This is a genomic window from Polaromonas sp. P5_D5, assembly GCF_054049435.1.
The window spans coordinates 747,009-761,787 of the sequence record NZ_JBFUMJ010000001.1; the positions used below are offsets into that span (position 1 = coordinate 747,009).

A 14,779-nucleotide genomic window follows, 5' to 3' on the forward strand; every position below is an offset into this window, starting at 1 on the left:
CGCGCCACTCCCCGTTCTGGTGCGGGCAGCCCCAAAAACCCGCAAACCGGGCCTTTTGGCACGCCAGATAGGTGCACATAGCTTGTATACCAGTTGATTGAACCAGTTTGTCGGCTGGCACGGGATATGCACTGTCTGGTGCATGGCCACCGCCTCCGACATTTCCAACCGCATCATTGAAGCCGTGATGGCGCAAAAGCTTGCGCCCGGCGCGCGCCTGGGCGAGCAGCAGCTGGCCATGTTGTTTGACTGCAGCCGCACCATCGTGCGTGAGGCCCTGACCCGGCTGGCGGTGCGCGGCATCGTTACCGTCAGCAGCCGGCGTGGCTGGTACGTCATCGAGCCTTCGCAGGAAGAGGCGCGCGAAGCCTTCGAGGCGCGCCGCGTGATCGAGATGGGCCTGATCCGCTGTACCGGTGACGTCAGCAAGGCTGCCATCAAGCAGCTCAAAAGCCACCTCACCCGCGAGAAAGCCGCCGTCAAGGGCGACGACGTGGGCCTGCGCAGTTTTTTGCTGGGCGACTTTCATGTGTGCCTGGCCGAATGCCTGGGCAACAGCCTGTTGGCCGATACCCTGCGCGACTTCACCGCGCGCACCACACTCATTGCCATGCTCTACCAGTCGTCGCACGACGCGGCGCAATCCTGCGAAGAGCATGTGCAGATCGTGCAGGCCCTTGAAAAGGGCGACCTGGCCAAGGCTGAAAAGCTCATGCAAGCCCATATCGGCAGCGTGCAGGCCGCGCTCAAGCTGCAGGTCGGCGCCGGCGACCCGCTGTCGCATCTGCGCAGTGCATTAAGTCCACTGGATGCGCAGAGCCCCAGCAACAAGGCGGCGTCCTCGCCGCCCTCCCGTGTTCGCAAGCCCGGCCGTGCTTCGGCCAAACCCACTGACGATTCCTCAACTTACCTTGGAGCCCTGCTATGAATCCCAGCAAACGCGTTTTTTCTCTTGCCCTTGCCGCAGCCGCCGTGCTGGGCGCCACCGGCGTCCATGCACAGACTGCGCTGGACGACATCATGAAAGCCAAAGAGATCAAGATCGCCATCCCGACCGACTTCCCACCCTACGGCATGGTTGGCACTGACCTGAAACCCCAGGGCCTGGACGTGGAAATGGCCGGCTACATCGCGCAAAAACTCGGTGTGAAAATCGAGCTCGTGCCCGTCACCAGCGCCAACCGCATCGCTTATCTGCAAACCAAAAAGGCCGACCTGGTCATCTCCACACTGGGCAAAAACCCCGACCGCGAAAAAGTCATCGACTTCACGGTGGCCTACTCGCCCTTCTTCCAGGCGGTGTTCGGCCCCAAGAGCGTCAGCGTCAAGTCGTTTGCCGATCTTTCCGGCAAGAGCATCAGTGTCACGCGCGCCGCCCTGGAAGACCAGGAGCTGAGCAAGGTTGCACCCGCCGGCGCGGACATCAAGCGCTTTGAAGACAACAACACCACCGTGTCGGCCTACACCGCAGGCCAGGTGCAACTGATCGCCACCGGCGCGTCAGTAGCCGGCAACATGATGGCCAAGAACCCGCAACTGAACACCGAGTACAAATTGCTGCTCGCCGACAGCCCCAACTTCATCGGCGTCGCCAAGGGTGAAGACAAGCTGCGCCTGAAGGTCAATGAAGTGATTGCCGAAGCCAAGAAAAATGGCGACCTGGACAAGATCGCGATGAAGTGGCTGGGTCGCCCTGCCGGCAATTTACCCTGACCCCCGTTGAGGCTCACTTCGTGTAGCCTCCTCCCCCCTTTCAGGGGGCGCCGCTGGTGGCCCGGCAAAGCCGGTTCCACTGCGGCTGCTGGCATGACAGAAGCAAGCAGCGATTCTTTCAACAGAAAGTGATTCAGATGCGTGTCGAACTCGATTTCATGGCCGTGTTGTCGCAATGGCCGCTGCTGGCCATTGGGGTTGCGTGGACGCTGGGCCTGACGGCGATTTCGTCGGTGCTCGGCATGTTCATGGGCATGGCGTTTGCCTGGGCGCGTGCCAGCGGGCCCACGTGGCTGCGCTGGGTGGTGGGTACGTATGTGGAATTGATCCGCAACACGCCCTTCATCGTTCAGCTGTTCTTCATCTTCTTCGGCCTGCCGGCTGCGGGCTTCAGGCTGTCGCCTGAGACGGCCTCGGTGCTGGCGATGGTGATCAACCTGTCTGCCTACGCCACCGAGATCATTCGCGCGGGCGTTGAAGCCACACCGCGCGGGCAGATTGAAGCGGCCGAAAGCCTGGCGCTCAACCGGGTGCAGATTTATACCCGTGTGGTGCTGCCGCCGGCACTCAAGAAGGTCTGGCCCGCCATGGTGAGCCAGATCATCATCGTGATGCTGGGCTCCGCAGTGTGCGGGCAAATCTCGACGCAGGAACTCTCTTACGCCGCCAACCTGATCCAGGGCCGCAACTTCCGGGCGTTTGAGGCCTTCATCATCGCCACACTGATCTATTTGGTGCTCTCCGTTGCGGTGCGCAAGCTCCTCAACTGGATGGGTCCGAAGTTCCTTTTTGGTCGCTGACTATGCCCCCACGTTCGCTCACTTCGTGTAGCTCTCTGCCCCCCGAGGGGGCGCTGCGCCTGCGGCCCGGCAAAGCCGGTTCCGCGGCCCCTGCTGGCGTCAAGAATCCAGCGCTCAAAAGGAATCGCCGTGATTGAATTCTCAGTCTGGGACATCTTCCGCAACCTGCTGCTTGCAGCGCGCTGGACCGTTGTACTCTCACTCGTCGCCTTCATAGGCGGCGGCATCGTCGGCATGCTGTTGCTGGTCGGCCGGCTGTCCGCCACCCGCGCGGTGCCGGGCGCACAAAAGGCCGCGCTCATTACGCGGCGCGCGCTGGACGGCTATGTGCTGCTGTTCCAGGGCACGCCGCTGCTGATGCAACTCTTCCTGGCTTACTTCGGCCTGGCGCTCTTCGGCATCAATGTGCCCGCCTGGGTGGCCGCCGCGGTGGCGCTGACGCTTTACACCAGCGCCTACCTGGCCGAAATCTGGCGCGGCTGCGTCGACGCCATCCCCAAAGGCCAGTGGGAAGCCGCGCAAAGCCTGGCGCTCAACTTCGGCGAGCAGCTCAAGTACATCGTGCTGCCGCAAGCCGTGCGCATTGCCGTGCCGCCCACCGTGGGTTTCCTGGTGCAGGTCATCAAGGGCACGGCGCTGGCCTCGGTGATTGGTTTTATCGAACTGACCAAGGCCGGCACCATGATCACCAACGCCACCTTCAAACCCTTTGTGGTGTACAGCTGCGTCGCGCTGATGTACTTCGCGCTGTGTTTTCCCGTGTCCCTGTATGCCCGCAAGCTTGAGAGGAAAGCCCGAAATGGACGCTAACGTCGCACCACCCCCTGCAGCCGCCGCAACAACTTCGTCCGACAGGACTCTTGTCGAGATCAATCAACTTCGCAAAAGCTTCGGCGCCAACGAAGTTTTAAAAGGCATTGATCTGGAGGTCAAGGCCGGCGAGGTGATTGCCATCATCGGCAAAAGCGGCTCGGGAAAAAGCACGCTGCTGCGCTGCATCAACGGGCTGGAAGTCTTTCAGAGCGGTACGCTGCGCGTGGACGGCAAGCACCTGTTGCACGACAGTCCGCAGGTCATGCGCGAGCTGCGCCAGCATGTCGGCATGATCTTCCAGAGCTTTAACCTCTTCCCGCACCTGACGGTCGGCAAAAACATCATGCTGGCGCCCACGCTGGTCAAGAAGACGGCTGGCGCTCCCGCCGAAGAACATGCGCGTGCGCTGCTGCAACGTGTGGGCCTGGCCGAAAAATTCGAGGCCTGGCCCGACCAGCTTTCGGGCGGGCAACAGCAGCGCGTGGCGATCGCGCGCGCACTGGCCATGCAGCCTTCGGTGCTGCTGTGCGACGAGATCACCTCGGCACTGGATCCGGAATTGGTGGGCGAAGTGCTGCAGGTCGTGGAGAGCCTGGCCGCCGAAGGCATGACGCTGCTGATGGTGACCCACGAAATGAACTTCGCGCGCAAGGTGTGCGACCGCGTGGTCTTCATGCACCAGGGCCGCGTGCACGAGATTGGGCCGCCCGACGAAGTGTTTTCGAATCCACAAACCGCCGAGCTGAAGCAGTTCCTCGGGATGATCCAGTAATCCGGGAAATCCATGACACCTTCCGCGACGCCCGGCACGCTGCACGTCCCCGCCGGCCACGGCAAGGCGCTGCGCCTGCAGGCCGGGCAAGCCGTGAAGGTCATCAACACCCACGGCACGCAGGTGGTCGATTGCTGGGCGTTCAATGCCTACGACCTGAACGAATTCATGTGCATGGAAACCACCCGCGTGTGGAACCAGCGCCTGAATCCCGTCGTCGGCGACTCCTTCGTCACGAACCAGCGTCACCCCATCCTCACCGTGGTGGAAGACAGCACGCCCGGCGTGCACGACACCTTCATGGCTGCCTGCGACCGCCGCCGTTATGAGTTGCTGGGCGTGAAGGGCTATCACCGCAACTGTTGCGACAACATGTTTGAAGGCATGTTCGAGCTGGGCCTGACGCCGCCGCGCGCCATTCTCGCTTCGTTCAACATCTTCATGAACATCCGGGTGCAGCCCGACGGCATCACACTCAAAACCCTGCCCACCGTGACGAAGGCCGGCGACTCAATCACGCTGCGCGCCGAGATGGACTGCTTTGTCGCGTTTTCCGCCTGCCCGCAGGACATCGTGAAAATCCAGGGTGCGGGCGACAACACCCCGCAGCCGGTAGACCTGGAAGTGCTGCAAAGCACATCAACCCTGCCCGCCAGCGACCCCTGGATCCCGCAAACCTGACGGGGCCGCGCCAAACCGCCTTTCCCCCGCTCCTGCAGGGTTGGGTGAGTTCCCGCACAATAGCGGTGACGTCTTTTTGTTGCTCTCAATTTGATAGCTGCTTGCGCTGATTCCGGTTGGTCCGAAGGCCGATTTGTTGCCTAACCGCTCGCCCGCCCCCAACCATGCCTTCACCCTGATCTGCCCACCGGATTCCTGCTGCCCATGACTGCCATGCCGCCCATTCTCTATTTCTTCGCCCTGTGCAACCTCGTGATCGGCAGCGGGGCTTTTGTGCTCGGCGGCATCCTGCAGCCCATGAGTGCCTCGCTGGGCATCAGTGTGGCCGCCGCCGGCCAGGCCATGACGGCATACGCCATTGCCACCGCGGTGCTGGCGCCCCTGCTCATCATCCTTACCGCCAGGTGGCCACGCAAGCGCGCCGTCCAGCTGGCACTCAGCCTGTTTACCGCCGGTTGCCTGGTTTGCGCCGTCGCGCCCAACTTTCCCCTGCTGCTGCTGGGCCGTGTGCTGATGGGAGCTGGTGCCATGTTCACCGCAGCGGCATCGGCGCTGGCGGTCAGCATGGTGGTGCCGGCCCTGCGCGGCCGGGCGCTGTCCATCACCTTCCTGGGCATGAGCATCAGCTACGCCGTGGGCCTGCCGGTCGGCGCCTGGCTGGGCTTTGAGTTTGGCTGGCGCGTGCCGGTCTGGCTGTCGGCCGGGGCCAGCCTGGCGGCGCTGGTCGCGGCGAGCTGGCTGATCCCGGCCGACATGGCCAGCGCAGGCACCAGCTTTGCGGGTTTCCGCGCCGCAGCGCGCCAGCCCGCCGTGCTGCGCGTATGGGGCCGAACGCTGCTGTACTTCATCGCCATCTTCAGTGTTTTTGCCTATGTCGGCCCGGTGCTGCAGGCACTCAACCCCATGAGTTCAGCGCAGCTTTCCGCCACGCTGGCCGTCTTCGGCCTGGCGGGCGTGGCCGGCACGCTGATGGGCGGCTGGGCCACCGACCGCTTTGGCGCACTGCGCAGCATGCGCGTGCAGCTGGCTGTGCTGGTGGCGATGATGTGCCTGCTGCCGCTGACGCGCGGCCATGTGCCGGCCACCATGGCCGTGCTGGTTCTGTGGGGCATTGCAGGTTTCGGGCTGATGGCACCGCAGCAAAGCCGGCTGGCCACCTTGTCGCCCGCACAGGCACCGCTGCTGCTCAGCCTCAATGGCTCCATGCTATACGTGGGCACGGCGCTGGGCGCTGTGGTCAGCGGTGCGGTGCTCGATCAGGTGGGTTTTGCGCAGCTGGGCTGGGTCGGCGTGCCTTTTGGTTTGCTGGCCATGCTGACGCTGGTGTTCGACCGCATGCCGGCCCGTGTGCAGGTGTCCGCCGCCGCCTGAACGTCTCTTCAAACTCCACACCCAGACCATGACACCCCAACAGCAACTCGAAGCACTGCAAGCTGCGCTGCAGCAACTGCGCAGTGACGACATTCGCGTGGGCACCTTTGCACAACTGGCCGCGCAGCAGCAAAGCCTTGCGGCTGCCCTGCCGGCCCGCTTCAATGATGTGCTGTCGCAGTTGCTCAACCGGCTGGAGTCCGCCGCACTCTTCACCGAAGAAAGCTGTTCATTCAGCCAGAAGGAATTGCTGGACAGCCTGCAGCTATGGATCGACAAGGCGCAGCTGCAACTTCAGAAAACCTGATGGTGCAAGGCAGGCTGCGGGGCCGCCTTCTTCAACCGCCGGAATGCCCATGGCGGTGATGGGCGTCAGGGTAATGCGCATGGCTGTGGGCCAGGGGCTCATGGCGGTGGCGATGTGAATGCATCCCTGGAACCGCCTGTGCATGCTCATGCGGGTGATGTGCGTCATGCGCATGCAGGTGTTCGTGTTCCAGCGCTTCGTGCCGATGCATGTGCGCATGATGCTCGGTCAGGTGCAGCCAGATGCCGACCGCCATCAGCAAGGCGGCGCCCACCAGTTGCCAGGTGACGGGCTCGGCAAGAAACACCACGGAAAACAATGCGCCCACAAAAGGCGCTGTCGAAAAGTACGCGCCGGCCCTTGATGCCCCAAGGTGCTGCAAGGCCACCACAAAAAGCGCCAGACTCACGCCGTAGGCCAGCAGGCCGACCGCCATCGCGGCGGAGATTTGTACCGCACCCGGCAACGCCGCGCCTGCCAAAAAAGCCAGCAGCAGATTGGTCACGCCAGCTGCCAGCCCTTTCACGCAGGCAATCCATGACGCATCCACCAACGACACCTTGCGCGTGAAGTTGTTGTCCAGGGCCCAGAAAAAACACGCCAGGGTCACGGCGAGCGCGGGCCACAGCGCGCTGAATGTTGACCCCGCCGTGGCCGCAGCCTGCTGCGGCCAGCTCAACAGCACGGCACCCGCCACGATAGCGGCCATGCCCGTCGCAATACGGCGGTCAAAGTTTTCCCTGAACACCATCCATGCGAGCACGGCGGTCAATACCGCCTCAGCATTGAGCAGCAGGGCCGCATGGCTGGAAGGCATCGCCGACAGGCCGTACATCAGCAGCACCGGCGCCAGCCCGCCGCCACACAGCACGGCCGCGGCCAGCCAGCGACCCTCGCCGCGGTTCAGGCGTGGCTGGGCAGCACCGCGCAGGCGCCGATAAATCGCCAGCCCCAGACCGGAGCCCAGGTACAAAAGCCCGGCGAGTATCCAGGGGTTGACCTGGCCGAGTAGCGACTTGGCCAGCGGCGTGCCCGCGCCGAACAGGAAAGCCGAGGCCAGGGCGGCTGCAACGCCAGGCTTCAAAAGCATGGAATGAAGTTTCAAAGGACGAATCTACTTGTCATGAGTGATCTTGACAGTTTCCGCTGCCGGCCTTGCGATGGCAAGCTTGATGGGTTTGCGCGGGAACTTTTTAAACGCATCGCCTATCATTCACCCATGCGCCACCTGCTCTTCGCCCTGATGATCGCCCTGCTGCCCTTGCGCGGCTGGGTGGGCGATGCGATGGCGACGCAAATGGCGGCGGCCCATGTGCAACACAGGCAGCTTGCTTCCGCAGAACAGTCCGCTACCAAAACGATAGCAGCTTCCGCTCACCACATGGGGGCTGAAGGCCATTCAGGCCACGAAGAGACGTCGCCCGAAGCAACCATGGCCATGCACGACTGTGCCGGGAACACCTCCGACAGCAGCACCCCGACGAATGACGCCGGCTGTGAGTCCTGCGCGGCCTGCCAGGCCTGTCATACGGTGGCGCTGTCGCTGGCAACGTCAGACCAGAGCCCCGTTTTCAAAGGACGCAGCCTGCTGCGCCCGGCGCCAGACCAGTTTGCCAGTGCCGACGCCGCGCTGGGCCAAAAACCACCCATTTCCTGATCTCCAGGCCCGTAGTGGGCCTGTACTTGCCGTCCGGCAGGGCCTTTCAGGCTCTTGACGCCGGATACCCGCGATTTTCCGCAAATCGCCCCGCTTGTATTCAGGAGATTCTTGTGACTATTCGTTTCATTCCCGGCCCGCGCGCAGCGCTGGCCCTCGCACTCTTTTTCATCGGTTCTGCCAGGGCCCATGCACAGGCAGATCCCTACCCCCGGGTGAACCCCCGCCCCACCGAACAGGCTGCCAATCCGGACATGCCGGTACCGTCCACCGTGTACCAGTCCGTATTTGTGAACCGTCCGCAGGGCGTGGAGCCGGCCAGCGATGACTGGAAAAAATCCAACGCCACTGCGGGCCAGTTCAAAAAAGGGCATGCCGACCTGCTGAAATGGGAAGAGGCCCAGGCGCCACGCACCGAACCTGCGGCGCCCGCCGCTTCGAAACCATGAGGCCCGGCATGACCTCCGCTGCCGGCCAACGCCACATCGCTCCACGTCTGGCTTCATTGGCGCTGCTTATGCTGGCCCTCGCGGGCTGCACAACGGCAGTGCCCGACGGCGGCGTGAGTGGCCTGCAGGCGCTGGCCGCCCCGCAACCGGGCGGCTCGGGCACTGCGCCCCCCGTGCTCATTGCGCGGCCGGGCAAAGACACCAGCGCCGCCGTTGCCGACCTGCTGAAAGGCCCGCTCAGCGCAGAAAGCGCGGTGCGCATTGCACTGCTCAATAACCCTGGCCTGCAACTGTCCCTGGCCGGCGAAGGCGTCAACATCACGGATGCCGTATCTGCCAGCCCGGCCAAACTCAAGGCCGCGCAAGACATCACCCTGCTGTCAAGCGATACCCGCAAAGCCTGGATCAACGCAGTGGCTGCCGCGCAGACAGCGCGCTTTATGGACGAAGCCAGGAAGAACGCGGAAACCGGCGGCGAGCTGGCGCGCCGCATGGCACGCGCAGGCAACTGGAGCAAGCTGCAGCAGGCCCGCGAACAACTGCTGCTGGCCGAGGCCACGGCGCAATTGGCGCGCGCCCGGCAGGCCGCGTTCAGCGAGCGCGAAAAACTCGTGGTGGTGATGGGCCTGTGGGGCGCGCAAGCCGGCTTCACCTTGCCCGAACGGCTGCCCGACCTGCCGCCAAAAGCGCAAGACATGCCGGATATCGAAAGCCGCGTGCTGCAGCGGCGGCTGGACCTGCGCCTGGCGACGGCGCAATGGGCAGGACAACGCGCCATCCGGCCCCAACCCGGTGCCGACGGCCTGTGGGACACCCTGGGTGATTCGGCACGTGTGCGCGAACTGGCGGTCAGGGCGCGCAGCGAAGCACGCGAGGCTTACCACAGCTACCGCACGGCCTACGACCTGGCACGCCACTATCAGACGGAAGTGATGCCGCTTTACCGCTTCATCCAGGATGAAACGGTGCTGCGCTACAACGGCATGCTCACCAGCGTCTTTGACCTGCTGGCCGGCGCCCGCGCGCAGACCCTGGCCGCTGCCGGCGCCATCGAGGCGCAACGCGACTTCTGGCTTGCCGAAGCCGACCTTCAGACGGTGCTTGCCGGCGCATCGCCCGGCACGGCCTCGTCCAGGTCTTCCGGCAAAACCGGCGCCACCACGGCCGCAGCGCGCTGAGCACACACCCCAACACAAGGAATCCCATGAACCGACGAAATTTCTTTAACCGCACGGCGCTGACGGCGGTTGCCGCCGCGTCCGTCAGCAAGGTAGCGATGGCCGCGCTGCCGGAACCCATGACGATGAACAAGGCCGACACCGCGCCGCCGCTTGCGCCGCCGAACGGCCGGCCCTACAACCCGGTCGTCACCCTGAATGGATGGACGCTGCCCTGGCGCATGAACAACGGCGTGAAAGAATTCCACCTGGTGGCAGAGCCGGTGGTGCGCGAAATGGCCCCGGGCTTCAAGGCCCACATGTGGGGCTACAACGGCCAGAGCCCGGGCCCCACGATTGAGGTCGTCGAAGGCGACCGCGTTCGCATATTCGTCACCAACAAGTTGCCCGAACACACAAGCATCCACTGGCACGGCCAGCGCCTGCCCAACGGCATGGACGGTGTGGCCGGGCTGAACCAGCCGGCGATCCCGGTGGGCAAGACGTTTGTGTATGAGTTCGCGGCGCGGCGCCCCGGCACATTCATGTATCACCCGCATGCCGACGAAATGACACAGATGGCCATGGGCATGATGGGTTTCTGGGTTACACACCCCAGGGAAAAACATCCGCTCATCGACGTCGTCGACCGCGACTTCGTGTTCCTGCTCAACGCCTACGACATCGAGCCCGGCAGCATGACGCCGAAGATCATGACCATGCTGGACTTCAACCTGTGGAGCTGGAACAGCCGCATCTTCCCCGGCATTGACCCACTGGTGGTGCGCAGGAACGACAAGGTGCGCATACGCGTGGGCAACCTCACCATGACCAACCACCCGATGCACCTGCACGGGCACGAGTTCACGGTGACCGGCACCGACGGCGGCCCCACGCCGCGGCCGGCCCGCTGGCCGGAAGTGACGACGGATGTTGCCGTGGGCCAGATGCGCCAGTTTGAATTTCTGGCGGACGAGGAAGGCGACTGGGCTTTTCATTGCCACAAAAGCCACCACACCATGAACGCCATGGGTCACGACGTGCCCACCATGATTGGCGTGGACCACCGCGGTCTCATCAGGAAAATCCAGAAGGCTGTGCCCGACTACATGGTGATGGGCGAACGCGGCATGGCCGATATGGGGGAGATGGAGATGCCGATCCCCGACAACACCGCGCCCATGATGACGGGCAAGGGCCCCTACGGCGGCGTGGAAATGGGCGGCATGTTCAGCGTGCTCAAGGTGCGCGGGGACCAGAAGCCCGGCGACTACAAGGACCCGGGCTGGTACCGGCAGCCGGCCGGCACGCAGGCTTATGAGTGGAAGGGCGCCCTGCCCGACCCGGCCCGCCCCCTGGCTGGCAATGCGGCCGCACCTGCGGGTGGCACTGAAATCAATATCCGCAAACCCCAGGGCCATACCGGCCACTGACCCAGAACCTTGAGGAACACCATGAAAACCCAAAACGCTCTTAAATTGATAGCTGCTTGCGCTTTACTGTCAGGCGCTACAGCCCTGTTTGCCCAACATGGCCAGACGAGGGGTGAAAACCCCGCAGCAAGTCCCTACGCGGGCCAGCAAGCGCGCGGCATCAAAGCCCTGTCGGCGGCACAAACCGCTGACCTTCTGGCCGGCAAAGGCATGGAACAAGCCAAAGCGGCCGAATTGAACGGCTACCCGGGGCCCATGCACGTGCTGGAACTGGCCGGCCCGCTGGCGCTGAGCGCCGCGCAAAAGCAGGCCAGCGAAGCACTGATGAACCAGCACAAGGCCGAGGCCCGCGCGCTGGGCGCCAGGCTGGTAGAGGCCGAGCGTGACCTGGACAGCGCCTTTGCCGGCAGGCAGGTGAACGCGGCACAGGTTGATGCCCTGACCCGGCAGATTGGCCTGCTTCAAGCCCAGTTGCGTGCCTCGCACTTGCATACGCACTTGCAACAGGCCGGTTTATTGACACCGCAGCAGATAAACCTTTACGCGGATTTGCGCGGCTACAGCGATGCGCCGGGCACAGCGGCCGGGCATCCCGGGCACCAACATTGATTTGACTTTGAACTTTTGACTCTTTAACTTCATCCACAAGGACCACACCATGAACCCACTTATCGCCATTCTTGCTACCGCCGTTTTTGCAGCCTCGGCCGCGCCAGCTTTCGCCCACGGCGATGCTGCCCACAGCCCCAGTGCGGCCCCAGCCCCGAAGGAGCAAAAGCCCTGGGGCATCGCGGGAGATGCCAGTGCAGCCACACGCACCGTCACGCTGTCCATGGACGACAACATGCGGTTCACACCCGACAAGCTCTCGTTCAAGCAAGGCGAAACCGTGCGTTTTGAAATCCGCAATCGCGGCAAACTTTTGCATGAACTGGTGATCGGGACCCAAAAGAATCTCGACGAACACGCGGCGATGATGGTGAAGTTTCCGGGCATGGAGCACGACGAACCCTACATGGCGCACGTGCCGGCGGGCAAGTCGGGCGGGTTGGTCTGGACCTTCAACCGCGCCGGCGAATTCGACTTCGCCTGCCTGATCGCCGGCCACTACCAGGCAGGCATGGTGGGCAAGATCACTGTTGCGGCCCGCTGATCCGTTCACACAAGGAGTACACATGATGCAAAGACGACAACTCATCCAGGTGACGGCCGCGATTGCAAGCGCTTCAGCCCTCACCCCGGCACTGTGGGCCCAGACGACCCAAGTACCCGTCGAAGTCTGGAAAGACCCTGACTGCGGCTGCTGCAAGGACTGGGTGACGCATCTGCAGGCCAACGGGTTCCAGGTTCGCATTCACGACAGCGGCAACACGGCGGCGCGGACCCGGCTCGGCATCCCGGAAAAGCTCGGCTCCTGCCACACGGCGGAAGTCAGCCTGGCCGGCAAGCGCTACGCACTGGAAGGCCATGTGCCGGCCCGCGAGATCTACCGCCTGCTCAAAGAGAGCCCGCAGGCCGTAGGCCTGGCCGTTCCCGGCATGCCGGTGGGCTCGCCCGGCATGGATGCGCCGCTTTATGGCGGACGCAAAGACCCGTATGACGTGCTGCTGGTTCACCGCGATGGCAGTACCCGCATTTACCAAAGCTATCACCGCACCTGAAAGGATTCCCCATGAAACGTTTTAACCGCATAGGGGCTGCCCTGTTTGCCGTACTGGCCACGTCGCTTGCCCTGGCGCAGGCGGCCTTGCCGCCGACCGAAGGCGAAGTCCGCAAAGTCGATAAAGAGACCAGCAAGATCACCCTCAAGCACGGTGAGATCAAGAACCTGGACATGCCCGGCATGACCATGGTGTTCCAGGTCACGGACCCCGCGATGCTGGAAGCGGTCAAGGCCGGGGACCAGGTCAGTTTCACCGTAGACAAGATCAACGGTGCCTATACCGTGCTTTCCATCGAACCCCGCAAGTAAGCGCCCACCGGCACGATCGCCAATCCGCTCTCATTTTGATAGCTAATTGCGCTTGTCCTGATTGGCCTGCAGGCCATTTTTACCAATAGACAAACTTTGCCTGCAGGCCGGCAGCGGCCCCATGCTATGGTTCGGCGCATGCCTAAAACCATTCGCTACACCCTGTTGTCCCTGCGCGATCTGTGGGTCTCCGCCGGCCCGTTCATCCTGCTGGCGGCGGCGCTGCTGGTATTGGCCTATTGGTGGCTGGACCCGAACCCGCCCAAGCGGGTGACCCTGGCGACCGGCCCGGCGCAAAGCGCCTATGAAGAATTCGGCAAACGTTACGCCAAGGCGCTGGCTCAGGAGGGCATCCAGGTGGTCCTTGTACCCTCGGAAGGCTCAGCCGCCAACCTGCAGCTGCTGCGCGAAGGCAAGGTGGACGTCGGTTTTGTCCAGGGCGGCACCAGCGACTACACCGCCCAGGATGAAGAAGACCTGTCGTCGCTGGGCAGCCTGTTTGTCGAGCCGCTCTGGTTGTTCTACCGGGAAGATGCGGCGCGCAAGGTGGCTGCCGCGGCACGGGCCGCGAAGGCACCAGGCAGCCGACTCGCCGCAAAGGCAGACTCCGCGGATACGGGCGAAGACGCCAGCCTCACATCGCTCACGCAATTGCAGGGCCTGCGCGTCAACCTGGGAACGCCAGGCAGCGGAGTCCCCAGCCTGATGGCAAAACTGTTCGACAGCAACCGCATCGACCCCGCTACGATGAAAGTCTCCAGGCTGGAGCAGACACCCGCGACCGTGGCCTTTCTGGGCGGCGAACTGGACGCGATTGTGTTCGCGTCCGCCCCGGAGTCGCTGATGGTGCAGATGCTGCTGCAAACCCCCGGCGTCAAGCTCATGAATTTCGCCCAGAGCGAAGCCTATTCGCGGCGCTTTGCATTTTTGACGCCGACCCGCCTGCCACGCGGTGTGGTGGATCTGGCGGGCAATATTCCGCCCGATGACGTACGGCTGGTCGCGTCGACCACCTCACTGATCACGCGCTCCGGCATCCACCCCGCACTGCAGCAACTGCTGGCCCAGGCCGGTAACGACATCCACGGCGGGGCCGGCTGGTTCAAAAGCGCCCGCGAATACCCGAACCGCGACAACAGCGAATTGCCCATTGCCAAGGAGGCCGAGCGCGCCATCAAGAACGGCACCCCCGTGCTGCAGCGCTACCTGCCCTTCTGGGTAGCCAACCTGGTCGAGCGGATGTGGCTGGCGATGGGCATCATCATCGCCATCATGCTGCCGCTGTCGCGCATCATCCCGCCGCTGTACGCCTTTCGTGTGCGTTCACGCATCTTCCGCTGGTACGGCCAACTGCGCGACATCGAAAACCGCGTTGAAATCTCCGGGGAAAACAGTGGCAACGCGGCCTTGCTGGAAGAACTCAACAACCTGGAAAGCCGCGCCGAAAAAATCACGGTGCCGCTGTCCTATACCGACGAGTTGTATGCGCTGCGCGGGAATATTCACCTGGTCCGAAAAAAGCTGCAAAGGCTTTAAAGCCGGTCGCGCCGCAAAGAGGCGCGCGGCACCTTAAAAGGGCAATGAAAGGCCCGATTCAGGGCAATTGCCGGGGCCACGTGGTTCTTTAACCCTAAAGTAAACCCCTGTGTCGGCA

18 protein-coding genes are annotated in these 14,779 nt (G+C 63.4%); 17 read left to right on the plus strand and 1 reads right to left on the minus strand.

Annotated elements, in window-relative coordinates; genetic code table 11:
* Positions 1-142 precede the first annotated feature (142 nt).
* The 8 genes from ACXJKE_RS03775 (at position 143) to ACXJKE_RS03810 (ending at position 6,457) form a co-directional block, all read left to right on the plus strand.
* Positions 143-928, plus strand: a complete 786-nt coding sequence (locus tag ACXJKE_RS03775; RefSeq protein ID WP_457279226.1) for a GntR family transcriptional regulator — start codon at positions 143-145, stop codon at positions 926-928.
* Complete coding sequence (locus ACXJKE_RS03780; protein WP_457279227.1) at positions 925-1,713, plus strand: transporter substrate-binding domain-containing protein; 789 nt, start codon at positions 925-927, stop codon at positions 1,711-1,713. Before ACXJKE_RS03775 ends, ACXJKE_RS03780 begins: the two co-directional genes overlap by 4 nt.
* 137 nt (positions 1,714-1,850) lie before the next feature.
* The gene (locus ACXJKE_RS03785; protein WP_457279228.1) at positions 1,851-2,513 is read left to right on the plus strand and encodes an amino acid ABC transporter permease; all 663 of its coding nucleotides are present in this window, start codon (positions 1,851-1,853) and stop codon (positions 2,511-2,513) included.
* A gap of 129 nt (positions 2,514-2,642) precedes the next feature.
* Positions 2,643-3,323: an amino acid ABC transporter permease gene (locus ACXJKE_RS03790; protein ID WP_457279229.1), complete on the plus strand. Its 681-nt coding sequence runs from the start codon at positions 2,643-2,645 to the stop codon at positions 3,321-3,323.
* Positions 3,313-4,098: an amino acid ABC transporter ATP-binding protein gene (locus tag ACXJKE_RS03795; protein ID WP_457279230.1), complete on the plus strand. Its 786-nt coding sequence runs from the start codon at positions 3,313-3,315 to the stop codon at positions 4,096-4,098. The genes ACXJKE_RS03790 and ACXJKE_RS03795 overlap by 11 nt, the downstream gene beginning before the upstream one ends.
* A 12-nt stretch (positions 4,099-4,110) precedes the next feature.
* Complete coding sequence (locus ACXJKE_RS03800) at positions 4,111-4,779, plus strand: DUF1989 domain-containing protein (protein WP_457279231.1); 669 nt, start codon at positions 4,111-4,113, stop codon at positions 4,777-4,779.
* A 213-nt stretch (positions 4,780-4,992) separates the two neighbouring features.
* Positions 4,993-6,150, plus strand: coding sequence for an MFS transporter (locus tag ACXJKE_RS03805; protein WP_457279789.1), 1,158 nt, complete (start codon positions 4,993-4,995; stop codon positions 6,148-6,150).
* Between the two features lie 28 nt (positions 6,151-6,178).
* Positions 6,179-6,457 carry a hypothetical protein gene (locus tag ACXJKE_RS03810; RefSeq protein ID WP_457279232.1) on the plus strand — a complete coding sequence of 93 codons (279 nt, stop codon included), beginning with the start codon at positions 6,179-6,181 and terminating at the stop codon, positions 6,455-6,457.
* Positions 6,458-6,488: 31 nt separating this feature from the next.
* Here ACXJKE_RS03810 and ACXJKE_RS03815 read toward each other — a convergent pair whose 3' ends face one another.
* On the minus strand, positions 6,489-7,547 hold the full coding sequence (locus tag ACXJKE_RS03815; protein ID WP_457279233.1) for an EamA family transporter: 1,059 nt from the start codon (positions 7,545-7,547) through the stop codon (positions 6,489-6,491).
* Between the two features lie 33 nt (positions 7,548-7,580).
* Here ACXJKE_RS03815 and ACXJKE_RS03820 point away from each other — a divergent pair, with 33 nt between their 5' ends.
* The 9 genes from ACXJKE_RS03820 to ACXJKE_RS03860 all read left to right on the plus strand — a co-directional run bounded on the left by ACXJKE_RS03820 (position 7,581) and on the right by ACXJKE_RS03860 (position 14,661).
* Positions 7,581-8,114 carry a hypothetical protein gene (locus ACXJKE_RS03820; RefSeq protein ID WP_457279234.1) on the plus strand — a complete coding sequence of 178 codons (534 nt, stop codon included), beginning with the start codon at positions 7,581-7,583 and terminating at the stop codon, positions 8,112-8,114.
* A 113-nt stretch (positions 8,115-8,227) separates the two neighbouring features.
* Complete coding sequence (locus ACXJKE_RS03825; protein WP_457279235.1) at positions 8,228-8,563, plus strand: hypothetical protein; 336 nt, start codon at positions 8,228-8,230, stop codon at positions 8,561-8,563.
* Positions 8,564-8,571: 8 nt separating this feature from the next.
* Positions 8,572-9,741, plus strand: coding sequence for a TolC family protein (locus ACXJKE_RS03830; protein ID WP_457279236.1), 1,170 nt, complete (start codon positions 8,572-8,574; stop codon positions 9,739-9,741).
* Between the two features lie 26 nt (positions 9,742-9,767).
* Positions 9,768-11,153, plus strand: coding sequence for a multicopper oxidase family protein (locus ACXJKE_RS03835; protein WP_457279237.1), 1,386 nt, complete (start codon positions 9,768-9,770; stop codon positions 11,151-11,153).
* Between the two features lie 21 nt (positions 11,154-11,174).
* Complete coding sequence (locus ACXJKE_RS03840; protein WP_457279238.1) at positions 11,175-11,762, plus strand: Spy/CpxP family protein refolding chaperone; 588 nt, start codon at positions 11,175-11,177, stop codon at positions 11,760-11,762.
* Positions 11,763-11,811: 49 nt separating this feature from the next.
* A complete protein-coding gene (locus ACXJKE_RS03845) occupies positions 11,812-12,306 on the plus strand; it encodes a cupredoxin domain-containing protein (protein ID WP_457279239.1) in 495 nt (164 codons plus the stop codon).
* A 22-nt stretch (positions 12,307-12,328) separates the two neighbouring features.
* Positions 12,329-12,814: a DUF411 domain-containing protein gene (locus ACXJKE_RS03850; protein WP_457279240.1), complete on the plus strand. Its 486-nt coding sequence runs from the start codon at positions 12,329-12,331 to the stop codon at positions 12,812-12,814.
* 11 nt (positions 12,815-12,825) lie between these two features.
* Positions 12,826-13,125, plus strand: a complete 300-nt coding sequence (locus ACXJKE_RS03855; RefSeq protein ID WP_457279241.1) for a copper-binding protein — start codon at positions 12,826-12,828, stop codon at positions 13,123-13,125.
* 138 nt (positions 13,126-13,263) lie between these two features.
* On the plus strand, positions 13,264-14,661 hold the full coding sequence (locus ACXJKE_RS03860; RefSeq protein WP_457279242.1) for a TAXI family TRAP transporter solute-binding subunit: 1,398 nt from the start codon (positions 13,264-13,266) through the stop codon (positions 14,659-14,661).
* Positions 14,662-14,779 lie beyond the last annotated feature (118 nt).